The organism is Aeromonas sp. QDB11 (genome assembly GCF_027705265.1).
Taxonomy (GTDB): domain Bacteria; phylum Pseudomonadota; class Gammaproteobacteria; order Enterobacterales; family Aeromonadaceae; genus Aeromonas; species Aeromonas allosaccharophila.
Window position 1 is genome coordinate 52,434 of sequence record NZ_JAPDBM010000008.1, and the last position, 22,685, is coordinate 75,118.

General features: G+C 61.3%; 25 protein-coding genes. 11 read left to right on the forward strand and 14 right to left on the reverse strand.

Annotated features, from left to right (window positions below):
* Positions 1 to 47 precede the first annotated feature (47 nt).
* Positions 48 to 1,058 carry a class II fructose-bisphosphatase gene (gene glpX / locus OKC40_RS04235; RefSeq protein ID WP_042061575.1) on the forward strand — a complete coding sequence of 337 codons (1,011 nt, stop codon included), beginning with the start codon at positions 48 to 50 and terminating at the stop codon, positions 1,056 to 1,058.
* A gap of 346 nt (positions 1,059 to 1,404) precedes the next feature.
* On the forward strand, positions 1,405 to 1,656 hold the full coding sequence (locus tag OKC40_RS04240) for a YkgJ family cysteine cluster protein (protein ID WP_182938413.1): 252 nt from the start codon (positions 1,405 to 1,407) through the stop codon (positions 1,654 to 1,656).
* Positions 1,657 to 1,726: 70 nt separating this feature from the next.
* On the opposite strand, the gene OKC40_RS04245 is transcribed toward OKC40_RS04240, so the two are convergent.
* The 4 genes from OKC40_RS04245 to hemC are packed head-to-tail and all read right to left on the reverse strand — an operon-like array spanning position 1,727 to position 5,607.
* Positions 1,727 to 2,890, reverse strand: a complete 1,164-nt coding sequence (locus OKC40_RS04245) for a heme biosynthesis HemY N-terminal domain-containing protein (protein ID WP_182938412.1) — start codon at positions 2,888 to 2,890, stop codon at positions 1,727 to 1,729.
* 10 nt (positions 2,891 to 2,900) lie between these two features.
* Positions 2,901 to 3,950 (reverse strand): uroporphyrinogen-III C-methyltransferase, encoded by a 1,050-nt coding sequence (locus OKC40_RS04250; RefSeq protein ID WP_111806393.1) that lies wholly within the window; start codon positions 3,948 to 3,950, stop codon positions 2,901 to 2,903.
* Positions 3,947 to 4,681 carry a uroporphyrinogen-III synthase gene (locus OKC40_RS04255; protein ID WP_182938411.1) on the reverse strand — a complete coding sequence of 245 codons (735 nt, stop codon included), beginning with the start codon at positions 4,679 to 4,681 and terminating at the stop codon, positions 3,947 to 3,949. Before OKC40_RS04255 ends, OKC40_RS04250 begins: the two co-directional genes overlap by 4 nt.
* A complete protein-coding gene (gene hemC / locus OKC40_RS04260) occupies positions 4,678 to 5,607 on the reverse strand; it encodes a hydroxymethylbilane synthase (protein ID WP_156129256.1) in 930 nt (309 codons plus the stop codon). The genes OKC40_RS04255 and hemC overlap by 4 nt, the downstream gene beginning before the upstream one ends.
* Positions 5,608 to 5,930: 323 nt before the next feature.
* Here hemC and OKC40_RS04265 point away from each other — a divergent pair, with 323 nt between their 5' ends.
* Complete coding sequence (locus OKC40_RS04265; protein ID WP_182938410.1) at positions 5,931 to 8,450, forward strand: class I adenylate cyclase; 2,520 nt, start codon at positions 5,931 to 5,933, stop codon at positions 8,448 to 8,450.
* A gap of 66 nt (positions 8,451 to 8,516) precedes the next feature.
* Here the strand turns inward: OKC40_RS04265 and OKC40_RS04270 are convergent, their stop codons facing one another.
* Entirely contained in the window at positions 8,517 to 9,170 is a 654-nt protein-coding gene (locus OKC40_RS04270) for an alpha/beta hydrolase (protein WP_182938409.1), read from the reverse strand.
* The gene (cyaY, locus tag OKC40_RS04275; protein ID WP_042655643.1) at positions 9,167 to 9,481 is read right to left on the reverse strand and encodes an iron donor protein CyaY; all 315 of its coding nucleotides are present in this window, start codon (positions 9,479 to 9,481) and stop codon (positions 9,167 to 9,169) included. The genes OKC40_RS04270 and cyaY overlap by 4 nt, the downstream gene beginning before the upstream one ends.
* Positions 9,482 to 9,554: 73 nt before the next feature.
* Here cyaY and lptM point away from each other — a divergent pair, with 73 nt between their 5' ends.
* The 6 genes from lptM to OKC40_RS04305 all read left to right on the forward strand — a co-directional run bounded on the left by lptM (position 9,555) and on the right by OKC40_RS04305 (position 14,418).
* Positions 9,555 to 9,731, forward strand: coding sequence for an LPS translocon maturation chaperone LptM (lptM, locus tag OKC40_RS04280; protein ID WP_074045189.1), 177 nt, complete (start codon positions 9,555 to 9,557; stop codon positions 9,729 to 9,731).
* Positions 9,732 to 9,763: 32 nt separating this feature from the next.
* Entirely contained in the window at positions 9,764 to 11,014 is a 1,251-nt protein-coding gene (lysA, locus tag OKC40_RS04285; protein WP_042061562.1) for a diaminopimelate decarboxylase, read from the forward strand.
* Positions 11,015 to 11,101: 87 nt separating this feature from the next.
* Positions 11,102 to 11,932 carry a diaminopimelate epimerase gene (gene dapF / locus OKC40_RS04290; protein WP_182938408.1) on the forward strand — a complete coding sequence of 277 codons (831 nt, stop codon included), beginning with the start codon at positions 11,102 to 11,104 and terminating at the stop codon, positions 11,930 to 11,932.
* 92 nt (positions 11,933 to 12,024) lie between these two features.
* Positions 12,025 to 12,705 carry a DUF484 family protein gene (locus OKC40_RS04295; protein WP_058053479.1) on the forward strand — a complete coding sequence of 227 codons (681 nt, stop codon included), beginning with the start codon at positions 12,025 to 12,027 and terminating at the stop codon, positions 12,703 to 12,705.
* Positions 12,698 to 13,675: a tyrosine recombinase XerC gene (xerC, locus tag OKC40_RS04300; RefSeq protein ID WP_270794231.1), complete on the forward strand. Its 978-nt coding sequence runs from the start codon at positions 12,698 to 12,700 to the stop codon at positions 13,673 to 13,675. Before OKC40_RS04295 ends, xerC begins: the two co-directional genes overlap by 8 nt.
* A gap of 32 nt (positions 13,676 to 13,707) precedes the next feature.
* Entirely contained in the window at positions 13,708 to 14,418 is a 711-nt protein-coding gene (locus OKC40_RS04305) for an HAD-IA family hydrolase (protein ID WP_139440306.1), read from the forward strand.
* Positions 14,419 to 14,494: 76 nt separating this feature from the next.
* Here OKC40_RS04305 and OKC40_RS04310 read toward each other — a convergent pair whose 3' ends face one another.
* Complete coding sequence (locus OKC40_RS04310; protein WP_139440305.1) at positions 14,495 to 14,893, reverse strand: STY0301 family protein; 399 nt, start codon at positions 14,891 to 14,893, stop codon at positions 14,495 to 14,497.
* 45 nt (positions 14,894 to 14,938) lie between these two features.
* The gene (locus OKC40_RS04315; protein WP_270794234.1) at positions 14,939 to 16,465 is read right to left on the reverse strand and encodes a mechanosensitive ion channel family protein; all 1,527 of its coding nucleotides are present in this window, start codon (positions 16,463 to 16,465) and stop codon (positions 14,939 to 14,941) included.
* A gap of 144 nt (positions 16,466 to 16,609) precedes the next feature.
* Between OKC40_RS04315 and OKC40_RS04320 the strand changes: the two genes are divergently transcribed.
* Positions 16,610 to 16,993 carry a hypothetical protein gene (locus tag OKC40_RS04320; protein ID WP_042655741.1) on the forward strand — a complete coding sequence of 128 codons (384 nt, stop codon included), beginning with the start codon at positions 16,610 to 16,612 and terminating at the stop codon, positions 16,991 to 16,993.
* Positions 16,994 to 17,004: 11 nt separating this feature from the next.
* On the opposite strand, the gene OKC40_RS04325 is transcribed toward OKC40_RS04320, so the two are convergent.
* Positions 17,005 to 17,787, reverse strand: coding sequence for a gamma-glutamyl-gamma-aminobutyrate hydrolase family protein (locus tag OKC40_RS04325; RefSeq protein WP_270794236.1), 783 nt, complete (start codon positions 17,785 to 17,787; stop codon positions 17,005 to 17,007).
* A gap of 394 nt (positions 17,788 to 18,181) precedes the next feature.
* Positions 18,182 to 18,706, reverse strand: a complete 525-nt coding sequence (gene yjgA / locus OKC40_RS04330) for a ribosome biogenesis factor YjgA (RefSeq protein ID WP_042061545.1) — start codon at positions 18,704 to 18,706, stop codon at positions 18,182 to 18,184.
* A 114-nt stretch (positions 18,707 to 18,820) separates the two neighbouring features.
* Between yjgA and pmbA the strand changes: the two genes are divergently transcribed.
* On the forward strand, positions 18,821 to 20,164 hold the full coding sequence (pmbA, locus tag OKC40_RS04335) for a metalloprotease PmbA (protein ID WP_270794238.1): 1,344 nt from the start codon (positions 18,821 to 18,823) through the stop codon (positions 20,162 to 20,164).
* 87 nt (positions 20,165 to 20,251) lie between these two features.
* Here the strand turns inward: pmbA and murA are convergent, their stop codons facing one another.
* The 4 genes from murA to OKC40_RS04355 are packed head-to-tail and all read right to left on the reverse strand — an operon-like array spanning position 20,252 to position 22,685.
* On the reverse strand, positions 20,252 to 21,508 hold the full coding sequence (murA, locus tag OKC40_RS04340; protein WP_182938404.1) for a UDP-N-acetylglucosamine 1-carboxyvinyltransferase: 1,257 nt from the start codon (positions 21,506 to 21,508) through the stop codon (positions 20,252 to 20,254).
* Positions 21,509 to 21,526: 18 nt separating this feature from the next.
* A complete protein-coding gene (gene ibaG / locus OKC40_RS04345; protein ID WP_005306001.1) occupies positions 21,527 to 21,784 on the reverse strand; it encodes a BolA family iron metabolism protein IbaG in 258 nt (85 codons plus the stop codon).
* Positions 21,784 to 22,056, reverse strand: a complete 273-nt coding sequence (locus OKC40_RS04350) for an STAS domain-containing protein (RefSeq protein ID WP_075112948.1) — start codon at positions 22,054 to 22,056, stop codon at positions 21,784 to 21,786. Before OKC40_RS04350 ends, ibaG begins: the two co-directional genes overlap by 1 nt.
* Positions 22,053 to 22,685 (reverse strand): MlaC/ttg2D family ABC transporter substrate-binding protein, encoded by a 633-nt coding sequence (locus tag OKC40_RS04355; protein WP_270794242.1) that lies wholly within the window; start codon positions 22,683 to 22,685, stop codon positions 22,053 to 22,055. Before OKC40_RS04355 ends, OKC40_RS04350 begins: the two co-directional genes overlap by 4 nt.

Here is a 22,685-nt window from a genome sequence, read left to right on the forward strand (position 1 = left end):
TGTGGTAGAATGCCGCCCGTTTTCGAGCTCCATAGGTTGGATATGCGATGAGACGTGAACTGGCAATCGAGTTTTCCCGAGTGACGGAAGCGGCTGCACTGGCTGGCTACAAGTGGCTCGGACGTGGTGACAAGAATATCGCTGATGGTGCGGCCGTAGCGGCCATGCGCCACATTCTCAACCAGATCGAGATCGATGGTGAGATTGTTATCGGCGAAGGTGAAATTGATGAAGCGCCGATGCTCTATATCGGTGAGAAGGTCGGTACCGGACACGGCGACGCGGTGGATATCGCGGTCGATCCCATCGAGGGTACCCGCATGACCGCCATGGGTCAGGCCAACGCGCTGGCTGTGCTGGCGGTGGGCGACAAGGGTTCCTTCCTGAAGGCACCTGACATGTACATGGAAAAGCTGATCGTCGGGCCCAAGGCCAAAGGCGCCATCGACCTGAATCAGGCTCTCGAGCTGAACCTCAAGTCCGTGGCCAAGGCGCTGGGCAAGCCGCTCTCCCGTCTGACCGTCATTACGCTGGCCAAGCCGCGTCATGACAAGGCGATCAAGGAGATGCAGGGTCTGGGCGTGCGGGTGTTCGCCATTCCTGATGGTGACGTTGCTGCCTCCATCCTCACCTGTCTGCCGGACAGCGAAGTCGACATGCTGTATGGCATCGGTGGCGCACCGGAAGGGGTGATCTCCGCGGCGGTGATCCGCGCGCTGGATGGCGACATGCAGGCCCGTCTGGTGCCGCGTCACCGCGTCAAGGGCGACAGCCCGGAAGTGCGTGCACTGGGCGAGCAGGAAATTGCCCGCTGCGAAGCGCTGGGTATCGATGTGAACAAGGTGCTCAAGCTGGAAGACATGGCGAAGAATGACAACGTCATCTTCTCCGCCACCGGCATCACCAAGGGTGATCTGCTGGACGGTATCACCAGTGATGGCGTGATGGCGACCACCGAGACCCTGTTGATCCGTGGCAAGTCGCGCACCATTCGCCGTATCAAGTCGATCCATTACCTGGAACGCAAAGACAGCGTAGTGCGCGACATTATTCTGTGATGTGGTGAATACTGGTCGGCGGCAAGTCCCGTACTAGTGCCGCCGCATCAAGTCGATCCATTACCTGGAACGCAAAGACAGCGTAGTGCGCGACATTATTCTGTGATGTGGTGAATACTGGTCGGCGGCAAGTCCCGTACTAGTGCCGCCGTATCAAGTCGATCCATTATCTGGAACGCAAAGACAGCGTGGTACGCGATATCATCCTGTGATGATGGCTCGCTGAACCGGCTGTGTTGCCTGAAGCCCGATCGCCCGTGCGGTCGGGCTTTTTGTTGTACGCCAGCTACGTTTGTGCCGCCGCTTCGGCTATGGTGGCTCAGACCGTCCCAAAGGAGTGGAGTGTATGGAGTGTCGTAGCGGCTGCGCTGCCTGTTGCATCGCCCCCAGTATCAGCAGTGCCATTCCCGGTATGCCAGATGGCAAACCGGCTGGCATCCCCTGTATCCAGCTCGATAGCGCCCTTGGCTGCAAGATCTTCGGTCAACCGGAACGGCCGGCAGTGTGTGGCGGTTTTCGCCCCATGATGGATGTGTGCGGTAGCCACCGCGCCGAGGCCATCTGGCTGATCGGCGAGCTGGAGCGGCTCACCACCTGACGAGGGCAGGGCGAAGAGATAAAAAAAGAGGCCGCATCATGCGGCCTCTCGCGTTTCTGTTTGCCGGGGATCAGATCCCCGCCAGCGCCAGAGCCTGACGATAGTACTCGTTGGCCTTGTTGGTGAGGCGGCGCTTGTCCATCAGCTGGCCAAGGGCGTGGTAGGCGGCGGCGCTCGGCGCCCGCTCCACTTCCTGCTCCAGCAGCTTCTGGGCATCGTCCAGCTGACCGGCCAGCAGATAGAGCTGGGCCAGTGCGGTGTCTACCTCCGGTTGCCCCTGCTGTTTTTGCAGCAGTGCCAGCAGCGGCTGGTAGCTGTCGAGTTTCAGCTTGGGCAGGCGAGCCAGCAGCTGCGGCATCGGCTGTTTGCGCAGCGCCTCCTGCCACAGGGTGGCGGCCTCGTTGTCGGCACCGAGCTGGCGCAGCAGATCCCCGTAGCAGGCCAGCAGTTCCGGCTCAAGGCGCAGCTTGCGCGGCAGATCCTGCCATACCGCCTTGATGGTTTCGAGACTGCCGGCAGCCTGTTGCAGGCGGCCACACCAGGCCTGTTGCAGCAGATCTTCTTCCTGTTTCGGGGTCAGCTTGCCCACCTTGTGCAGTGCCGGGATCAGGTCGCACAGGGCGCTCCAGTCCTGACGGGCCAGATGCACCTGACGCAGCTGATCCAGCACCATGGGGTGGCGCGGGTTGAGGGCGTAGACCGACTCCAGCATCGCCAGTGCGGTGTCGTACTGACCCTGCTCGATCTGCAGTTGGGTCTGGGTCAGGGTGAGCGCCAGCTCGGCCTTGGGGTTCTCCTCCTGCGCTTTTTGCAGGTATTGATCCCGGCGGGCGTCGTCACCACGTGCCTGCGCGGCCTTGGCGGCACTCAGGTAGTTGAGCAGCGGGGTGTCGCTGTTGCTGGCCCCCTTGATCAGCAGCTTTTCAGCCTGACTGTATTGCCCTTCGGCCATCGCCAGGGTGGCGGCAACGGTCTGTTGATTGGCCTTGCGGCGGCGGCGCGAGCCATACCAGCCGAGGGTCTTGCGGCGCAGGCCGAATACCCGGCCCAGCAGCCACTCGACGATCAGCAGAGCGCCGTAGAACAGCACGGCCAGGATCACCGCGCTGGTGACGGACGATTCGATGGTGTAATTGCCAAGGGCAATCAGCACATAGCCCTTGTTGCCTGAGGCTTGCGGGCCAAAGATCAGCCCTGCGACCATCACGGCAACCAGAATGATTATACGGATCATGGTGCCCTCCTCAGCTGCTGGCCAGAATGCGTTGCAGGCGTTCGGTCAACACCTGCTCCAGCATCGCCTGGGTCTTGAACTGGGCCGGATAGTCGATCTGGATCTGCTCACCTTTGAGCTTGTCGATCTCGCCCTGCATGTAGCGGGTGGCGCTGTTGTCGGTGTCAAAATATTGGGTCAGCCAGCGCTGGGCCTTGTCCAGGCTGTCTTCGTAGAGCGCCTGCTGCTCGCGATAGACGGAGAGCTGGGCCTGCAACAACTTGGTCTTGAGGTTTTCACGCAGGAAGATCTCCTGCTGCGGCGAGAGCAGCGCCTCGACCGCGCCATCGCGGCGACGGATGGTGACGAAGTTCTCGGTGAACTTGACCCAGTTCTTCTTCAGGTTGCTCTCCCATTCGTCGGGATTGGTGCTGACCGCCTGATCCGGCTCGGCCTTGGCTTCCGGCATGCTGACGGTGGAGAGGGGCAGCAGCTCAATTTGGTCGGACAGCGCGGCCAGCTTGAGGGTCAGCCCCTCGCGGTCGATGCGCGGCATCCCTTTGAGCTTGGCGATATCTTCGGCCAGCGCCTTGCGGATCGGCATCAGGCTGGGGTCGTTGAGGGCGGCGATGCGCTCGTCGGCGTTGCCGAGCAAGGTGATGGCGGAGACGAGGTCATGCTCCAGCCACAGCTTGCGGCCCGCCATCCGTACCAGATACTCGGATTCGGCCAGCATCCAGTCGTTGGGGCGCTTGTCGTTGAGATCCAGTACCCGATTCTGCAGCCCCTGCATCTCCCCTTGCAGCCGCTGCTGGGTTTGATCCAGTGCGGCCAGCTGCTCGGCATCCTTGCTGCTGGTCTGGTCGATCTTGCTCAGGGCGCTCGCCAGCTGCTGCTTGAGCTGGGCCAGTTCGGCCTGCTGGGCAACGGCATTCTTGTGACCGTGCAGATAGAGACCGCCGGTCAGGCCAAGGGCCAGCAGGATGGCGACCCCTCCCAGTACGGCACCGGAGCGGTTCTTGCTGCCATTGACCACAGCGGTCGGCTGGGGTTTGACCTGGGATTCTTGTTGTTCTGTCATTCCATCTTCCTCAGTTCCAGTGCGGCCGTCAGGGCCTGGTTGGATGCACCTTGGGCAATCGTGATATGGATAAAGCCCGCTGCGCTGGCCATCTCGGCCACGCGCGGGCTGGGGACCACCAGCAGGCGGTCAAAAAGCCAGGGCCGCTGGTGGTTGGGAACCAGCTCCAGCAGCCGTTGCAACAGTTCACCACTGGTAATGAGCAGGCTGTCCAGCCCCGCGGCCTGCCAGTGGTGGGTCAATGTGTTCCCGTCTAGCTCAGGGTAGTGGCGCTCATAGGCCGCACAATAGTGCACCAGAGCACCGCGTGAGGCCAGTGTGCTGGCGATGAGATCCCGCCCGCCATTGCCGCGCAGGATCAGCACCCGTTTGCTTGTCACCTGCTGCAGAGCGGGCAGGGCCAGCAGCCCCTCGCTGCGCGGGTCATCCGGGCAGGTCGCGGTTATGCCGACGGCGGCAAAGGCATCGGCGCTGGCCTGACCCACCGCAAAGTACTCAATATGTGGCCAGGTCTGACCAGTTTGCAACAGAAAATCGTGTGCAAAATGAACGGCATGGATGCTGACCGCGATAACGATGTCGGCGCGGCGCAGCAGGTCGGGTAAGCGAGGGAGTTCACTGCCCGCCACGGTTTCCAGCAGCGGGCAGCAGAGCGGTGCATGACCGTGCTGGCGCAGCAACTGCACCAGCTCGGCGGCCTGAGCGGCCGGACGCACCACCAGCGGGGTCATGCGCGGTAGACCTCGGCCAGGATCTCGTCGGCACCGGCGGCCAGCAGGCGCTGGGCCAGTTGCTCGCCGAGCGCCTCGCCATCGGCCAGCGGGCCGCGGATCTCGTCACGGATCACCTGACTGCCATCCGGGCTACCCACCAGACCGCGCAGCCAGATCTGCTCGCCTTCGACCAGTGCATAGGCACCGATAGGGACCTGACATCCCCCTTGCAGGGCACGGTTCATGGCGCGCTCGGTCAGCACTCTGGCGCGGGTCTCGGCGTGCTCCAGCGGCGCCAGCAGGGCGTGCAGCTCAACATCGTCGAGGCGGCATTCGATGCCGACGGCGCCCTGACCGTTGGCGGGCAGGCTCTGCTCCGGCTCGATAAAGGCGGTGATGCGTTGCGCCATCTCCAGTCGTTTCAGACCGGCGGCGGCGAGGATGATGGCGTCGTACTCACCGGCATCCAGTTTGGCGAGGCGAGTGTTGACGTTGCCACGCAGGTCGCGGATCACCAGATCCGGGCGGGCGGCGCGCAACTGGCACTGGCGGCGCAGGCTGGAGGTGCCGACCACGGCCCCTTGCGGCAGCTCGGCAATGGCCTTGAAACGGTTGGAAACGAAGGCATCGCGGGGATCTTCCCGCTCGCAGATGGTGTGCAGACCGAGCCCCTCGGGGAACTCCACCGGCACATCTTTCATGGAGTGAACGGCGATATCGGCCCGTCCTTCCAGCATGGCGGTCTCCAGCTCCTTGACGAACAACCCTTTGCCACCGACCTTGGCCAGCGGGGTATCGAGGATCTTGTCACCCTGAGTGCTCATGGGCACCAGTTCGACCTGCAACTGCGGGTGCAGGGCTTCGAGCCGGTCTTTGACAAAGTTGGCCTGCCACAGGGCCAGCGGGCTCTTGCGAGTGGCAATTTTCAGGGTTCGGGCTGCCATATCAATCAGTTGTTTCATTTTTAGAAGGAAATCGATATTACCACCCTTTGCCCGGGCTTTCATGGCGGAGCCGGCAAAAGCGGGGCCAAGCTCAAAAATGCATGCTGAAAATGATTTTCATTAAGTCATGCTAGATGATTAATTCATTGAATAGATTGAGATTTAACGATTTCTCCTGATACTTTTTGTGGTCATACCAGAAATAATCTGACGATTAGCGGAAGGCTTGTTTACCACTGCTGTTTGCATTGTTAACATGATCACACTTTTTTGACGTATCCCCCTTTTGGTGCGTCATTTTCACTTAGGTGATAGGCAGGGCATTGCAGGAACACATCGATACGCTGGTTGCGCGTTATGACGACATTACCCGTCTCAAGACGCAACGGGCGTTAGGCCTCATGAGTCGCTATGGGCAGCAGGTATTCCAACTGCTGCCTGTCATGCTGCACTTCAATCACCCCCTGCTGCCCGGTTATGTCTCCGGTGATGTTCCTCATGGCATCTGGAGCTTCAGCGCCACCGCCGAGCAGCAAGCCTTTATCGATGACCTCTGTCGCAACGCCAACTGTCAGAACGGTCTTGCCACCCATGATCGGGCCATTCAGGGGCTCTACTCCATGGGCAGCACCTCGTCCATCGGGCAATGCTGTCACTCCGATCTCGATATCTGGGTCTGCCACGTGGCCGGTTTGTCGCAGGAGCGGCTCGATCTGCTGGAGCTGAAGTGCCAGCAACTCTCCAAGTGGGCCGAACAGCGCGGCGTCGATCTCAACTTCTTCCTGATCCCGGAAGACAAGTTCCGCCAGACCAATGATGCCCAGATGCAGGGTGAGAGCTGCGGCAGTGCCCAGCACCTGCTGCTGCTCGACGAGTTCTACCGCAGTGCCATGCATATCGCGGGCAAGCGCTTGATCTGGTATCTGGTGCCCATTGAGTGTGACGAACACTACGATGAGTATGTGAACGAGCTGTTCGAGAGCGGCAAGCTCAAGCAGGACGACTGGCTCGATCTGGGCAGTTTTGACCGTATTCCGGCCGAAGAGTATTTCGGCTCCGCCCTGTGGCAGCTCTACAAGGGGATCGACTCCCCCTACAAGGCGGTGCTCAAGTCGGTGCTGATGGAAGCCTACTCCCACGAGTACCCCAACACCCGTCTGCTGTCGATGACTGGCCGCGACTGGTTCCAGCACAACGAGGGGATGCACTACCGGCTCGACAACTACTGTCTGATGCTGGACAAGGTGACCAACTACCTCAAGTCCATCGGCGACATGGCGCGGCTCGATCTGGTGCGTCGCTGCTTCTACCTCAAGGTGTGCGACGGTCTCAGCCATCCCAAGGATGATCACTCCCCCGAGTGGCGCCGCGAGCAGATGAGCCAGCTGGTCTCCTACTGGGGCTGGAGTCAGGACAAACTCTATCAACTCGATCACCGCCATGAGTGGAAGATCGAAGAGGTGAAGATCGCCCACGCCGAGCTGCTGGAAGCCCTGATGCAGAGCTACCGCAACCTGATCCAGTTCGCCCGCCGCAACAACATCAGCGAGTCGATCAACCCGGAAGATATCGGCATTTTGTCGCGCAAGCTCTACGCCGCGTTCGAGAGCCTGCCGGGCAAGGTGCAGCGCATCAACCTCAAGATCGCGCCGGATCTCAGCGAGCCGGATCTCAGCTTCGTGCAGGTGCCCCATGGTCGCCTCAACCGCGCCGGCTGGTATCTCTACAAACATTCGCTGGAGCCGGTGGACATCATTGGCCGCGCGCCGCTGGAGTTCAACGGTTACATCAGCAAGCTGGTCTCCTGGGCCTACTTCAACGATCTGCTGACGCCCCAGTCGCGGGTGCACCTGTTCAATCAGGGTTCGGATTTGCACATCGACAATCTGCACCAGTTCTGTCGCGATCTCTCCGGCTGCTTCCCCGAGAAGTACCCGCTGGCCACCAACCTGGCGCTCAGCCGTCCGTGCGAGATCCGCCAGCTCTCCATCTTCCTCAATCTGGAGATGGACCCGACCAGCCACTGGGTCGGTCAGGTGATCGAATTTGACGCCAACACCGTGGATGTCTTCTCGTTCGGTCGCAATCAGGAGTGTCTGGTCGGTTCGGTGGATCTGGTCTATCGCAACTCCTGGAGCGAGATCCGTACCCTGCACTTCCAGGGGGATGAAGCTGTGGTCGATGCCCTCACCACCATCCTCGGCAAGATGCATCAGGATGCTGCCGCCCCCGAGATGATTGAAGTGTTCTGCTACAGCCAGCACTTCCGCTCTCTGGTGTGCTCCCGCTTCCAGACTCTGGTGGCAGAGTGTATCGATCTGCGCCTTGCCCGCGACAAGCAGCAGCTGGTCAAGACCATGGCCCTCGGTCGCGAGAAGTACGGCATCTTCTTCGAGCGGCGCGGTGTGTCGGTCAAGAAGCTGGAAAACGCCATCGATTTTTACCGTCACATCTCCCACAACAAGCTGGATCACCTGCCGCTGCGGCTCGACAAGACCCACAGCCAGCATCTGCCGAGCATCGTCGATGCTTACGCCAGCGAAGGCCTGGTGCAGTTCTTCTTCGATACCCGGGATGCGGGTACCAACATCTATATCCTCGATGAGGCGAACCGGGTGGAGATCTACCAGCACTTCGCCGGCAACAAGGATGAGCTGGTGGCGGGGGTCAACCGCTTCTACACCTCCAATCACGAGCGGTTCAGCGATGACGGCCAGTTCATTAACTTCAACCTGCCTCAGTACTACGAGATAGTACAAGTGAATGGCGAGCTGGATGTGATCCCCTATCGCAGTCAGGGCACTCTGCGCGAACAGGTGCCGCCCACTCGGGAAGTGGGCTGACCCGCCAGTGGTAATCGCCATAAAAAACGGCCTGCAGATGCAGGCCGTTTGCTTTATCGGAGGGGCTCAGGCACCGAGGCGGGCCAGCAGCCAGCTGCGAATGTCGCCGAGCTGCGGACGGCAGATCTCGTGGCGCATCGGGTACTCGTGCCACTCGGGGGCGAGCCCGGCGCTTTCCAGCCGGTTCTTGGCATCCCAACCGAGCGACAGGCTCACCACATCGTCATAGATGCCGTGCATGTAGCAGATGGGCAGGGTGCGAGCGGCCTTGCTCATCTCGCCGAGCAATTTGTCGGGAGCTGCCAGATAGGTGGACATGCAGAGCAGGCCCGCCAGCGTTGCCTGATAGCGCAGCGCGGTGAAGGAGGCAATCACCCCGCCCTGGGAGAAGCCCGCCAGCACGATGCGCTCGGGGGCAAACCCGTCGGCCACCAGCTGATCGAGCAGGGCGGCAATCTGGTCGGCCGAGTCACGGACATGGGACTCCACGGCCCGCTCGGCGGGATCCTCGAAGCTCTTGATGTCGTACCAGCCGCGCATCTTGTAGCCCATGTTGATGGTGATCGGGCGCTCGGGGGCATCCGGCAGCAGGTGACGCACCGGCAGATCGGCGGGCAGGTCCAGCGCGTCCACCAGCGGGGCGAGACCGGCGCCGGAATCACCCAGCCCGTGCAGCCAGATCACCGCGTGACGGGCGCCCTGCGGGTGCAGGTCAATCATGGGAACACCACGGTTTCGCCAGCCTGGGCGGTGCAGGACTTGCTCAACAGCGCCTTGAGCTCGTGGCCGAAGCGGTTGTCGATCCAGGTGTCACCCTGCAGGTCGAAGTGGAAGCCGTTCTCGCGTGTGGCGACCCAAATCTGGTGCAGTGGCTCCTGCTTGTTGATGATGACCTTGGTCTTGTTCTCGAAAGAGAGGGTCAATACGCCGCCGTTGCGTTCGCAGTCGATATCCGGATACCCCTCGTCGAGGGTGTCTTCCACATATTGGAAAAAGGCGTCGGTCAGGGCGTGATACTCGTGATCCTTCATCGGTTTATCCTGTTGCTTTTAACAATGTGAGTGCGATTATAGAGGGCCAAAAATTTTTTCGCAGCGAACCATTATGATCACCCAGTTCACCAAGTGTCTGCTTGCCACTCTTCTGTCCCTCGGGTTGGCCGCGTGCGGTCTGAAGGGGCCGCTCTATATGCCGCCCCCCGAGCAGCCACAGAGCCAGAGTACACCGCAAGCAGCACCGCCTGCGACCTCCGAGGCTGCCACCGAGGCCGCGCCGCACTAATGCCGCACCCATTCTAGGAAGGAACCGCCCCCTTGGATCACTTTAACTACGACGCCGACGGCCAGCTTCAGGCCGAGCAAACCTCGCTGCAACAGCTTGCCGAGCAGTACGGTACCCCGCTTTACGTCTACTCCCGTGCGACCCTCGAGCGCCACTGGCACGCCTTCGACAAGGCCGCTGGCGATATTCCTCATCTGATCTGCTATGCGGTGAAGGCCAACTCCAACCTGGCGCTGCTCAACCTGCTGGCCCGTCTGGGCTCGGGGTTTGACATCGTCTCCGGTGGCGAGCTGTCGCGGGTACTGGCGGCGGGCGGTGATCCGGGCAAAGTGGTCTTCTCCGGAGTGGCCAAGAGCGAAGCGGAGATGCGCCTGGCGCTGGAAAAAGAGATCCTCTGTTTCAATCTGGAGTCGGAAGCCGAGCTGGAGCGCCTCAATCGGGTGGCTGGTAGCATGGGCAAGAAAGCTCGCGTTTCGGTACGGGTCAATCCGGATATTGATGCCGGTACTCACCCCTATATCTCCACTGGCCTCAAGCAGAACAAGTTCGGCATTCCCATCGAGCTGGCGCCTGACATCTACCGCAAGGCGGCGGCGATGGCGAACATCGAGATCGTCGGGGTGGATTGCCATATCGGCTCGCAACTCACTGAATTGAATCCCTTCATGGAAGCCGCCGACAAACTGCTGCGGCTGATCGACGGTCTGGCTGCAGAAGGGATTCATATCCATCATCTGGATGTGGGCGGTGGTCTCGGGGTTAACTATGGTTCCGAGCAGCCACCCCATCCGACCGAATATGCCGAAGCGCTCAAGCAGAAGCTGGCGGGTCGGGATCTGACCCTGCTGTTCGAGCCGGGCCGCGCCATCGTCGCCAATGCAGGCGTGCTGCTGACTCGGGTCGAGTATCTGAAACCGGGTGAGACCCGCAACTTTGCGCTGATCGATGCCGGTATGAACGACATGCTGCGCCCCTCGCTCTACGGCGCCTGGATGAACATCATCGAGGTGGATAGCCGCGCCGGTCATGCTCCCGCGCTCTATGACGTGGTTGGCCCGGTGTGCGAGACCGGCGACTTCCTCGGCAAGGAGCGCACCCTGGCGATTGCCGAGGGTTCGCTGCTGGCAGTGCGTTCGGCCGGTGCCTACGGCTTTACCATGTCATCCAACTACAACACCCGTCCGCGCGCGGCCGAAGTGCTGGTGGATGGTGCCGAGGCGCACCTGATCCGCGAGCGTGAGCAGTTGGCCGATCTCTGGCGCGGTGAGCACCTGCTGCCCTGATGGCGCAGTCTGGGACAATGACTTCATGGCGTGTGACGCCTCTTGGTTCGATGAGTATTTACAGCCCTAACAGCACAGGAATGCACGATGTTGATAGATTTTTCCAAGATGCATGGCTTGGGCAACGACTTCATGGTGGTGGATGGCGTCACCCAGAAGGTATTTTTCAGCAATGACGTCATCAAGAAGATGGCGGATCGCCACTTCGGGATCGGCTTTGACCAGCTGCTGCTGGTGGAGCCGCCCTATGATCCTGAACTCGACTTTCACTATCGCATTTTCAATGCCGATGGCAGCGAGGTGGAACAGTGCGGCAACGGCGCCCGCTGCTTTGCCCGTTTCGTGCGTCTCAAGGGGCTGATCAACCGGGATCGCATCGCGGTCAGCACCGCCCGGGGTCGCATCGTGTTGCAGCTGGAGGGGGAGAATCAGGTCACGGTCAATATGGGGGTGCCCCAGTTCGAGCCGGGCAAGATCCCGTTCCGGGCTCAGAAGGCAGAGAAAACCTATCTGCTGCGGGCGCAGGAACATACCGTGATGTGTGGCGTGGTCTCCATGGGCAATCCCCACTGTGTCATCGAGGTGCCGTCGGTCGCCGATGCGCCGGTCGAGACGCTGGGCGCCATCATGGAGCGCCATGAGCGTTTCCCTGAACGGGTCAACGTCGGCTTTATGGAGATGGTCAACGCCACCGAGATCAAGCTGCGGGTATTCGAACGCGGGGTGGGGGAGACCCTGGCCTGCGGCACCGGTGCCTGTGCGGCGGCGGTGATTGGCATCAGCCAGGGCAAGCTCAAGGAGCGGGTCACCGTCAGTCTGCCGGGCGGCAAGCTGACCATCGCCTGGAAGGGGCCGGGCCAGCCGGTCTATATGACAGGCCCCGCCGAGCATGTGTTTGACGGCCAGATAGAGGTTTAGCCGGATAAAGGTTCAGGTACGGGGGGCGCTGGCCCCCTTTGCCCATGATGTCGGGGCAGCGAGCCCCATTTCTCTGATGGATCAACCAATTTATGAGCGAACTCAAACGGCAGGAGCAATCGGTGGATGAAGCCACTGTGCTGGAGTACCTGGCCCGTTATCCCGAGTTTTTCCAACGCCATGCCGCCGTGCTGGACCGGATCCGCATTCCCCATGAACGCAAAGGGTCGGTTTCGCTGGTCGAGCGCCAGCTGGAGCGTCAGCGCGAGCGGATCGAACAGCTGGAGCAGGAGATCACCGAATTGATGGGGATCGCCAGCGAGAACGAGCGGATCTTCCGGGTATATGCCGATCTCTACGGCGAGCTGTACGGTTGCCAGACCCTGTTCGAGGTGAGTGCCGTGATGGGCAAGGCCTTTGTCCAGCGGCTGCGCCTGACCGGGCTGCGGCTCTGGCTCAATCCCAAGAAGTTTGCCCTGAGCGGGCCCGAGCAGCGCTTTCTGGCGCAGGGCAAGCAGCTCGAATCCCTGCTGGGTCAGCGTCTGCCGGGGCAGGATTACTACTTTGGCCGTCTGAGCCAGAGCGAGAAGCAAGCGCTGTTTGGCCACGATGTGCTGGTCAACTCGGTCGCCCTGATGCGGCTCGGCGATCTCGGTGTGCTGGCCTTTGCCAGCTCGGATCCCAGCCACTTCACCCCCCACAACGACACCTTGCTGCTGGGCCAACTGGGGCGCCTGCTGCAATTGCGTCTGCCCGAGCTGACTCATGGCTAGAACACCGGCCAGGGCACCCGCCAAAGCTCCCGTCGTCGCGCCGCCACTGCCTGCTGCACTGGCGGACGAGCTGGCGGCCTTTATCGAATACCTGAGGGTCGAGCGTCAGCTCAGCCCTCATACCCGCAATAACTATCAAGCCCATCTGGAGGCGATGACCGCCGAGCTGGTGACGCTGGGTCTGGCTGACTGGGGCCTACTCGAGGCGAGTCAGGTGCGTACTCTGGTGACCAGGATGCACAAGGTGGGCCTTGCTCCTCGTTCCCTTGCCACCAAGCTCTCTGCCCTGCGCAGCTTTTGCGACTGGCAGGTGCGGCAGGGGCGGCTGACCGCCAATCCGGCCCGCGGCATCGTCACTCCAAAACAGGGACGACCGCTGCCGAAAAACCTCGATGTGGACGAGATGTACCAGCTGCTCAATATCACCGACGAGCAGGATCCGCTGGCGGTGCGGGATCGCGCCATCATGGAGCTGATGTACTCCTCAGGGCTGCGCCTTGCCGAGCTGGTGGGGATCAATCTGGTGGATCTGAAGCTCGATGACCGTCAGCTCAAGGTGACCGGCAAGGGCTCGCGGGAGCGGGTGCTGCCGATCGGCCGGATGGCGGTCGAGTGGCTGCAGAAATGGCTCAAGGTGCGCCCGCTGCTGGCCGGGGACGAGAGCGAGGCGCTGTTTGTCTCCAGCCGCAAGCAGCGGCTGTCGGCCCGCTCGGTGCAGGCCCGCCTCGATGGCTGGGGCAACAAGCAGGCGCTCAACGCCCACGTCCATCCCCACAAGCTGCGCCACAGCTTTGCCACCCATATGCTGGAGTCCTCCGGCGATCTGCGGGCGGTGCAGGAGCTGCTGGGACACGCCGATCTCTCCACCACCCAGATCTATACCCACCTCGACTTTCAGCATCTGGCCAAGGTTTACGACAGCGCCCACCCAAGGGCCAAGCGTGACCCGGATGCGCAGGACGATGAATAACGGGCCCCGAGTCCCGTTGCAGAGGAGAGTCCATGCACTTCTATCGCCGCTGGCAGCCGGTTGCTGCCATCTCGTTTGACCTCGATGACACCCTCTATGATAACGGCCCCGCCATCGTGCGCGCCGAGCAGTGGATGCTGAGCCATCTGCGCAGCGAATATCTGGCCACCGCCATGCTCGACAAGCCGCGCTGGCTGGAACTCAAGCGCAGTGTGCTGAACAGCTCCCCCGAGCTGCGCCACGATGTCAGCCTGGCGCGCCAGCAGACCATCCGCGCCGCCATGGTCGCGGGGGGCATGGCTGACCAGCAGGCCAGCCGCGAGGCGGAGCAGGTGTTTGCTGCGTTTCTGGCAGAGCGCTCGAAGATCGAGGTGAGCGAGTCAACCCATCGGCTGCTGGCCAGACTGGCCGAGCGCTACCCGCTGGTGGTCATCACCAACGGCAATCTGGATCTGGCGCAGGCAGGGCTTGAGCCCTATTTCACTCTGGTCTGCAAGGCGGGGGCGGGCGCCAGAATGAAACCGGCGCCGGATATGTTTGAGCAGACTCGTAGCGCCCTCAAGCTGCCAGCGGAGCGGATCCTCCATGTGGGGGATCATCCCGAGACCGATGTGCTGGGGGCCCGCTTGCACGGCTTTCGCGCCGCCTGGCTCAACGAGCGGCAGCAACCGTGGCAACAGCTGCAACTGTTGCCGGACGTGGAGCTGACGGCGCTGGAGGAGCTGGCCGAGCTGCTGCTCTGATGGCGCTGGCGGGTGGCTATGCTCAGGCGGCAATGGCTGTCAGCGAATAGCGATGTATGGCAAGGGGTTACGACCGCTATTTGCGGCAAACCAGCCCGAGCAGGGTGTAGCGGTCGCGCTGGTTGACGCGACAGTAACTGATGCCGACGGGCAGCGCCTGCTGCAGGGTGATGGCGCTGTTCTGATAGCGGCAGACCAGATAGAGGGGGCTCAGGCTGCTATCGAGCTGGCTCCAGTAGTGGATCTCGTCGTTGTCGCCATTATCCGGTTTGAGCTGGGCCAGCTCGGCTGGATCACCGTCGAACAGGGCCAGATTATCGAGCCGGTGGCTGAGGGTTTCGTCCGGTTTGCCATCGTCATCGCGGGTGAACGCCTGCCAGCCCTGCTGCGGGGTTAGCAACTGCTGGCGAGTCTCGATGGTGGCAGGGCAATCAAATTGCAGGCTGGCGGCAAGGGCCAGGGTGGTCAGTAACATGGCCGCGGTTCTCTCTTCACGTCCTCACTATCGCGCCATGTTACGTCATCTTCCACCGAACAGCTTCATCAGTTTATCAAGCAGATCAAGCTGTTGTGGTGGCTGTTTCATGGCTTCCGCCTCCCGCTCCAGCAGCGCCCGCTGCTCCTGCTGGCGGGCGCTCAGCACCCGGTAGAGGGGCTCGACCAACGATTCCCGCTGCATCACCAGCTCCTGAAACATCGCCTGATTGATGCGATAGGTTTCGACGGTGGCCACCGCCCGTACCGTGAAGGAGCTGGGCTCGCCGGTGAGCAGGCTCAGCTCGCCAAAGAAGTCCCCCGCGCCGAGGGTGCCCAGTTTAAGCTCCCGTCCCTCGACGTTGACCACCATCTCGGCCTCCCCTTTGACCAGCACGAACAGCCAGCTGGAGACATCCCCCTGCTCCAGCATGATGTCGCCGCTGACGAAGGGGGCGAACTTCACCTGATCGGCCAGCTGGAGCTGCTCGTCCTCCTGCAACATGGCAAACAGCGGTAGTTTGCGCAGGGTGTCGGTACGCTCGGCAGTGTGGCGCTTGTGGCGCGCATCCTGATGTTGTTTCTCCTTGCTCATGAAGACGTTGAAGATCGGCGGGGTGAGGCGGCGATCGTTGCGGCGCAGGGCAGCATCGATCAGGCTGCGCACCATGGAGTCGGTCGGATCGTCGCGAGCCAGATCGGTCAGCCAGTAGCGCACCGCGTAGCGGGCAATCCCCCCTTCGACGTTCATCAGCAGACAGTCCGGTTGCGGATACTTGGCGACGCAGGGGAGCTTGGTCTCCCGCAGGGATTTCTCGATCAGCGCGATGATCTGGGTCGGCAGGGTATCCAGCGTCAGATCGAACCAGACCCAGCGCCGCCACTGCAGCGGTTCGCCCCGACGGCGGCCAAGCACGGTGAAGCGCTGCTTGAGCAGGTGGCTGTTGGGGATGACGACTGTCTCCCAGTTGCGGGTCTCGATGGTGGTGGCACGCCAGTTGATCTCCACCACCCGGCCCTGGGTGGTATCCACTTGCAGCCAGTCACCGATGGCAATGGAGTTGTCGAGCTGGATGGAGACCCCGGCCAGCAGGTTGCCAAGGGTATCCTGCATGGCGAAGGCGATGACCGCAGTGATCACCGCCGAGGTGGTGACTATCTCCCCGAGCGCCATGCCGGAGGCGTAGAGGCGAAACAGACCCCAGCCGATATAGCCGATGGTGATGACGATATCGGCGATGATCCGCGGGATCCGCACATGGCAGAGGGGTAGCAGAAACTCGAACAGCAGGATCCCCCACACCTTGACCAGTATCAAACCGGCCAGCAGGGTGGAGATCTCGACCAGCAGTTGATGGGGCAACGGCAGTTTGAACCAGCCCCCTTCGAGCTGGATCAGCAGGATGACCACCGCGCTTATCATCACGAAGCCGAGCTCGGAGAGCAGCTCCCGTCGCTGTCCCGGGCGGCGCCAGAAGTGGGTCAGCATCAGGGAGAGGGTGAGCAGGGTCCAGAACGGGTGTTCGCCAATCCAGATCAGTGTCGGTAGCGCAGTGAAGTTATCGCCAGCCATAGCAGCACCTTATTGTGGTTTACCTCCAGCATAGCTGCTGCGGTGCGGGGAAATGGTGCGTTGGGGCAGCAATTTATTTATCCTGTGCAGGACAAGGCAAAGGAGTGCGATTACGTGGAATTTTCAAAGAAAATCATCTGTTTGATGGCCCTGTTGCCACTGGCTGGCTGCGATCTGCTGACGGACAAGTACCGGGTCGAGTTCAGGGATGGTTCCTGGCGCGAAATAGCCATTACCCCTTTCGCCAGTGAAGCGCGCTGGCGCGAGGGGTGTGCCACCGGCGAGGTGCTGACCGATATGAAGGTGCCCATCAAGCACGGCGACACGGTCAATGGTCGGGAGCAGTTGCTTATCGGGGGCGAGAAGTTCGAGCTGGATGACAACAACCTCTACCGCAGCAACGGCATGGTGTTTGGCCAATCCCCTGACCATATCCAGCGTGGGCTCAAGGGGATGGATATCTGCCGTACCCTGCGCCCGGAGCGAGGCGGACTGCCCAAACTCAAGGCGCGGGGGTTTGGCGACTGAATCGATGGGGCTTAGCGGCCTGCCATCAATGCACTGCGCTGACGGCAGGCATCGCCAAAGGCCTGGAAGATCTTGATGGAGTGAGGATTTTCATTGGCCTTCCACTCCGGATGCCACTGTACTGCCAGCAAGAAGGGTGACAGGGTGGGGGCATGAAGCGCCTCGATCAGCCCATCCTCGGCGTGGGCCAGTGGCTCCAGTCCGTTCCCTAACCGGTTGATGCCCTGTCCATGCAGGGAGTTGACCGGAATCCGCGCTTCCCCCATCAACTCGGCAAACCAGCTGCCCGGCAGCAGTTCAATCTGATGGCTCGGCCCATACTGATCATCGACCGGATCGTCGGCATCCTCCCGATGGTCGTCATAGCCCGGCTCGTTGTAGACCTTCTGATGAATGTCCCCCCCCAGTGCCACGTTGATCTCCTGCATGCCGCGGCAGATCCCGAGGATCGGCAAACCACGGGCCAGCGCTCCTTTGATCAGCGGCAGATCGAACAGGTCGCGATCCCTGTCCTGCTGTTTCTCCGGGGTGAGGTTCTCCTGGCCGTAGAGGGCCGGGTCGATGTTGGAACCGGCGCCGCTCAGATAGACCCCATCGGCCAGATCCAGATACTGCTCCAGATCGGCGGTGCCGCAACAGGTGGGCACCAGCAGCGGGACGCAGTCGCTGATGTCGACCAGTGGCATGATGTATTTGTGGGTCATCACCTGATAGGCATGGCCGTTGCGGGGCTGGGCGCCCATGGTCATCAGCACGACCGGTTTACGGGTGGCGGGAGGCAGGGGATTTGGCATAGGGCACCTTGATTATCCTTGGCGTTGAAGTCTCATCCTGCGCCTTGGGCAGGCCCTTGCAAACCGACCGGGCAAGGGCATGCCTCAAGGCATGGTCATGGGATCCGGCGTCGGGCAGGGTGGCAGAATCGTCGGTCAGCCTGGGCAGCAACAGCCTGGATCCTCTCTCCAGTCTGCCAAGGCCGTTCAATATGTCAAACAAAATGATGCCAAATTGTTAACGAGTTTGTTTTGGCCTGCTCTGAAGTGGCGATTTAACGGGGCTGTTCAGATGGGGTGTCGTGGCCGTGTCGCCTGAATGGTGGATATATTAAACGCGTAGGATGGCGGGGGATGGATAGGGGAAAAAGGGTCAATAGAAACACGCCTCCGCGAGGGAGGCGTGTGTCGGGGATCACAGCAGATCTTCGATCTCGCCGCGCAGATACTGGTACATCTCGCGATAGGCGACCGGTGGCTTGTTCAGCTCCCGCTCCTTGTTGGCGGAACGGATCAGCTGGCGCAGCTTCTGGCGATCCAGCTCGTGGAACTGGGACATCAGCTCGTTGAGGGCGCTGTCACCTTCGGTGATCAGGCGCTCACGCCACTGCTCCAGCCGATGCAGACGGGCATTCACGGTGGAGTGACGATTCTTGAAGATCGACAGAGCTTCGATGATCGGCTCCGGGTCGCGGTTGCGCATCAGACGGCCGATGAACTGCAGATGGCGACGATAGGATTCGTCTTTCTTCGGCTTGAGCTTGCGCCCCAGCTCGATCGCATCAGCCAGCTCTTCGTCCATCGGCACTTTTTCCAGTTCGCTGTGGCTAAGGCTGACCAGCTCATCGCCCATTTTTTGCAGGGCGTCGGCGTCGCGTTTGAGCTGGCTCTTGCTCGGGCCCCAGTCTTCGAACTCGTTGTCGTCTTGATATTGACTCATCGGTCTCTTGATTCCTGTCATTCACGTTTGGTGGATATGTTACCAGCTTCTCCCGCTGGGCGCAGGGGTCTGATATGCTTACCCCCCTTTCCTTCTTTCATATAGATGTGAGTTATGGATCAGCAAGACCAAATCCGCCAGGATCAAGCCCATCTCGAGGCCGTGGTTGCCGAAGCCCTGGAGATAGCCACGGGACTGGGCGCCTCGCTGGCCGAAGTATCCATCAGCAAGCAGACCGGGTTGTCGGTGAATACCCGGGGTTGTGAACTGGAAAGCATTGAATTCAATAAGGATGGTGCCCTCGGCATCGCCGTCTATCGCGATGGTTGCAAGGGATCCTCCTCGACCACCGATCTGAGCAAACCCGCCATTCGTGCCGCTGTTGAAGCGGCCATCGAGATTGCCCGCCACACCTCGGCTGATGATTGCGCCGGTCTGGCTGATGCCGAGCTGTTGGCCTGGGATGCCCCCGACCTGCAACTGTGTCACCAAATCGAACTGGATCCCCAGCGCGGCATCGAGCTGGCCATCGAGTGCGAACGCTTGGCGCTCGGCCGCGATGCCCGCATCAAGCACTCCGACGGCGCCGGTTTCTCCAGCCATCTCGGCATCAAGGTCTATGGCAACAGCCATGGCTTCGTCAAAGGCTACGCGGCCTCGCGCAACTCCCTGAGCTGCGTGCTGATCGGCGAGCAGGATGGCGATATGCAGCGGGATTACGGCTATTCCTCCAGCCGTACCCTCGACGGGCTCTGGAGTCCGCAGCGCATTGCCGACGAAGCCGTTGAGCGTACCGTCTCCCGCCTCGGCGCCCGCAAGATCTCCACCCGCCATGCGCCGGTGCTGTTTCACCCCGATACCGCCTCCGGCCTGTGGGGCCATCTGGTGATGGCGATCAGCGGCGGCAACCTCTATCGCAAGTCGAGCTTCCTGCTCGACAAGCTGGGCAAGCAGATCCTGCCCGAGTGGCTCACCATTCAGGAGTTCCCGCATTTGCTGGGCGGGCTCGCCAGTACTCCGTTCGATGGGGAAGGGGTGCGTACTCGCGATATGGATATCATCCGCAATGGCGAGCTGATGAGCTGGCTGCTCACCTCCTACTCCGCCCGCAAGCTGGGGTTGACCACCACCGGTCATGCCGGTGGCATCCACAACTGGCAGGTTTCCAACTCCGGCCAGGACTTTCAGGGCATGCTGAAAGAGATGGGCACCGGCCTGCTGGTGACCGAGCTGATGGGGCAGGGGGTCAATATCGTCAATGGCGATTACTCCCGCGGCGCCGCCGGTTTCTGGGTCGAGAATGGCGAGATCGCCTATCCGGTCGAGGAGATCACCATCGCTGGCAATCTGGCCGAGATGTTCAGCCACATCGTGGCGGTGGGCAGTGACGAAGATGAGCGCTCCAGCCTCAAGACCGGCTCGGTGCTAGTGGAAAATATGAAGCTGGCGGGTCACTGATCCCGGTTTCAACAGAACCGAAACCATGAAAAAGGCCCCCTCGCCAACGCGAGGGGGCCTTTTTATCGGCCTGCGATCAGGGGGTTATCAGCCCTTGATGCGCTCGATGCGGCCGCCGAGACCTTGCAGTTTGTGCTCGATGTCTTCGTAGCCACGGTCGATGTGATAGATACGGTCGACGATGGTGGAGCCTTCGGCCACGAAGCCGGCCAGCACCAGACTGGCAGAGGCGCGCAGGTCGGTCGCCATCACTTGGGCACCCTTGAGTTGCTCGGTGTCACGGCAGATGGCTACGTTGCCCTGCAGTTCGATGTCTGCGCCCATCCGGACCAGCTCGGGAACGTGCATGAAGCGGTTCTCGAAGATGGTCTCGGTGACCATGCCGGTGCCTTTGGCGACGGCGTTCAGCACGGTGAACTGTGCCTGCATGTCGGTCGGGAAGGCCGGGTAGGGGGCGGTCTTGATGGTGACCGGCTTGAGGGTGCGGCCAGTCATGTCGAGGGTGATCCAGTCTTCACCCTTCTCAATCAGGGCGCCAGCCTCTTCCAGCTTGACCAGCACCGCTTCCAGCAGGGTCGGGTCGGTCTTGCGGCAGGTGATCTTGCCGCCGGTGACCGCTGCGCCCACCAGGAAGGTACCGGTTTCGATACGGTCGGGCTGGACGCTGTAGCTGCCGCCGTGCAGACGCTCGACACCGTCGATGGTCAGGGTGTCGGTGCCCGCTCCCTGGATCTTGGCGCCCAGGGTATTGAGGAAGTTGGCCAGATCGACCACTTCCGGCTCGCGCGCGGCGTTTTCGATCACGGTGCGGCCATCAGCCAGGGTCGCGGCCATCATCAGGTTTTCGGTACCGGTAACGGAAACCATGTCCATCAGGATGTGGGCGCCTTTCAGACGGCCATCGACACGGGCCTTGATGTAACCATCTTCGATGGTGATCTTGGCACCCATCAGCTCCAGGCCGTGGACGTGCAGGTTGACCGGACGGGCACCGATGGCGCAACCGCCGGGCAGGGAGACGTCGGCAGCACCGAAACGGGCGGCCAGCGGGCCCAGCGCCAGGATGGAGGCGCGCATGGTCTTCACCAGCTCGTAGGGGGCGACGTGGTTGTTCACCGCACCGGTCAGTACGGTGACGTTGCCGTTGACCTTGGTGGTCGCGCCCAGCATCTCCAGCAGCTTGATGGTGGTGCCCACATCTTTCAGACGCGGCACGTTGGAGAGGTGTACCTCTTCATCACACAGCAGGGTTGCGAACAGGATCGGCAGGGCGGCGTTTTTGGCGCCGGAGATGGTCACTTCGCCGTTGAGAGTGCAACGACCATCGATTTTGAATTTGTCCATTTTTACTTCGTTACCAAATCAGGAGGGCAATAGGAATTTACGTTCGCGTTTCCACTCGGCGTCGGTGAACGCCTTGATTGAGAGGGCGTGAATGGCGTTGCTGGCGATCTTGTCCATCAGCGGGGCATAGATGGCCTGCTGCTTCTTGACCCGGCTCATGCCGTCAAACATGTCGCCGACGGCGATCACTTGGTAGTGACTACCGTCCCCTTTGACATGGACTTCGGACAATGGCAGAGCCTCAAGGAGTATCGCTTCAATTTCAGAGACTTGCATTATGCGTCCTCGGTTGTGAGCGGGGTTGACTGAAACAGCCCGGCCACCCCGTACAGGTTGGCCAGGGTATAGAAATCACTGGAGGCGCCCACCAGTTGCGGTGTGGCGCCTCGCGCTAATGCGGCTTTGGCCCATTTGACCAGCAGGGCCAGTCCGGCGGAGTCGAGGGTGGTGACGCCGCCGAGATCGAGCCGGTCGTCCTGCCACCAGTCGGCACGGCGTTGCCACAGGTCATTGACCTGTGGCGCCTGCAGATCACCGCAGAGGGTCATGACTTGAGCACCAACGGCTTGGCGTTGTGTTCGCGCAACTGGGCGATCACCGCATCGATGCCGTTCTGGCGGATCAAACCGCCGAGCTCGCTCTGTTTGGCGGAGAGCAGGCTGATCCCCTCTGCCACCATGTCGAAGGCTTTCCACTCGCCGGTCTTGTTGTTCTTGCGCAGCTTGAACTCGAGGAAGATGTCCGGCTTGCCGGCCTCTTTCACGCTGACGTTGACGGCGGTGATGTTGCCGCTGGGGGCTTTGCCCGGCTCGACCTTGACGGTCTGCTTGTCAAAATGGGCCAGCGCGTCGGCGTAGGAGCTCACCATGTACTCGGTGAACACTTCGACGAAGGCATTGCGCTGCGCTTCGGTGGTCTCTTTAATCTGGTTGCCGAGCACCTTGTAGGCGGCGAAGCGGTTGTCCACATAGGGCAGCAGCTCTTCACGGATAATCACCCGCAGGTGATCCGGGTTGCTCTTCACCTGGGCCTGATCGGCCTTCAGGCGGGCGAAGGTCTGCTTGGCAGCCTGATCCACCAGCGCGTTGGGGTCGGTGGCATCGACTGCGGCCTGGGCAGACAGGGAAAAGAGCATGCTGGTCATCAGACCCAGCAGCAGGGCGATCTTCTTGAACAT

Excerpts from the sequence above, each read along its gene's own strand:
- glpX (WP_042061575.1), top strand. The coding sequence starts at position 48 with ATGAGACGTGAACTGGCAATCGAGTTTTCCCGAGTGACGGAAGCGGCT.
- OKC40_RS04240 (WP_182938413.1), top strand. The coding sequence starts at position 1,405 with ATGGAGTGTCGTAGCGGCTGCGCTGCCTGTTGCATCGCCCCCAGTATC.
- OKC40_RS04245 (WP_182938412.1), bottom strand. The coding sequence starts at position 2,890 with ATGATCCGTATAATCATTCTGGTTGCCGTGATGGTCGCAGGGCTGATC.
- OKC40_RS04250 (WP_111806393.1), bottom strand. The coding sequence starts at position 3,950 with ATGACAGAACAACAAGAATCCCAGGTCAAACCCCAGCCGACCGCTGTG.
- OKC40_RS04255 (WP_182938411.1), bottom strand. The coding sequence starts at position 4,681 with ATGACCCCGCTGGTGGTGCGTCCGGCCGCTCAGGCCGCCGAGCTGGTG.
- hemC (WP_156129256.1), bottom strand. The coding sequence starts at position 5,607 with ATGGCAGCCCGAACCCTGAAAATTGCCACTCGCAAGAGCCCGCTGGCC.
- OKC40_RS04270 (WP_182938409.1), bottom strand. The coding sequence starts at position 9,170 with ATGATTGACCTGCACCCGCAGGGCGCCCGTCACGCGGTGATCTGGCTG.
- cyaY (WP_042655643.1), bottom strand. The coding sequence starts at position 9,481 with ATGAAGGATCACGAGTATCACGCCCTGACCGACGCCTTTTTCCAATAT.
- lptM (WP_074045189.1), top strand. The coding sequence starts at position 9,555 with ATGATCACCCAGTTCACCAAGTGTCTGCTTGCCACTCTTCTGTCCCTC.
- dapF (WP_182938408.1), top strand. The coding sequence starts at position 11,102 with ATGTTGATAGATTTTTCCAAGATGCATGGCTTGGGCAACGACTTCATG.
- OKC40_RS04295 (WP_058053479.1), top strand. The coding sequence starts at position 12,025 with ATGAGCGAACTCAAACGGCAGGAGCAATCGGTGGATGAAGCCACTGTG.
- xerC (WP_270794231.1), top strand. The coding sequence starts at position 12,698 with ATGGCTAGAACACCGGCCAGGGCACCCGCCAAAGCTCCCGTCGTCGCG.
- OKC40_RS04305 (WP_139440306.1), top strand. The coding sequence starts at position 13,708 with ATGCACTTCTATCGCCGCTGGCAGCCGGTTGCTGCCATCTCGTTTGAC.
- OKC40_RS04310 (WP_139440305.1), bottom strand. The coding sequence starts at position 14,893 with ATGTTACTGACCACCCTGGCCCTTGCCGCCAGCCTGCAATTTGATTGC.
- OKC40_RS04315 (WP_270794234.1), bottom strand. The coding sequence starts at position 16,465 with ATGGCTGGCGATAACTTCACTGCGCTACCGACACTGATCTGGATTGGC.
- OKC40_RS04320 (WP_042655741.1), top strand. The coding sequence starts at position 16,610 with ATGGCCCTGTTGCCACTGGCTGGCTGCGATCTGCTGACGGACAAGTAC.
- OKC40_RS04325 (WP_270794236.1), bottom strand. The coding sequence starts at position 17,787 with ATGCCAAATCCCCTGCCTCCCGCCACCCGTAAACCGGTCGTGCTGATG.
- yjgA (WP_042061545.1), bottom strand. The coding sequence starts at position 18,706 with ATGAGTCAATATCAAGACGACAACGAGTTCGAAGACTGGGGCCCGAGC.
- pmbA (WP_270794238.1), top strand. The coding sequence starts at position 18,821 with ATGGATCAGCAAGACCAAATCCGCCAGGATCAAGCCCATCTCGAGGCC.
- murA (WP_182938404.1), bottom strand. The coding sequence starts at position 21,508 with ATGGACAAATTCAAAATCGATGGTCGTTGCACTCTCAACGGCGAAGTG.
- ibaG (WP_005306001.1), bottom strand. The coding sequence starts at position 21,784 with ATGCAAGTCTCTGAAATTGAAGCGATACTCCTTGAGGCTCTGCCATTG.
- OKC40_RS04350 (WP_075112948.1), bottom strand. The coding sequence starts at position 22,056 with ATGACCCTCTGCGGTGATCTGCAGGCGCCACAGGTCAATGACCTGTGG.
- OKC40_RS04355 (WP_270794242.1), bottom strand. The coding sequence starts at position 22,685 with ATGTTCAAGAAGATCGCCCTGCTGCTGGGTCTGATGACCAGCATGCTC.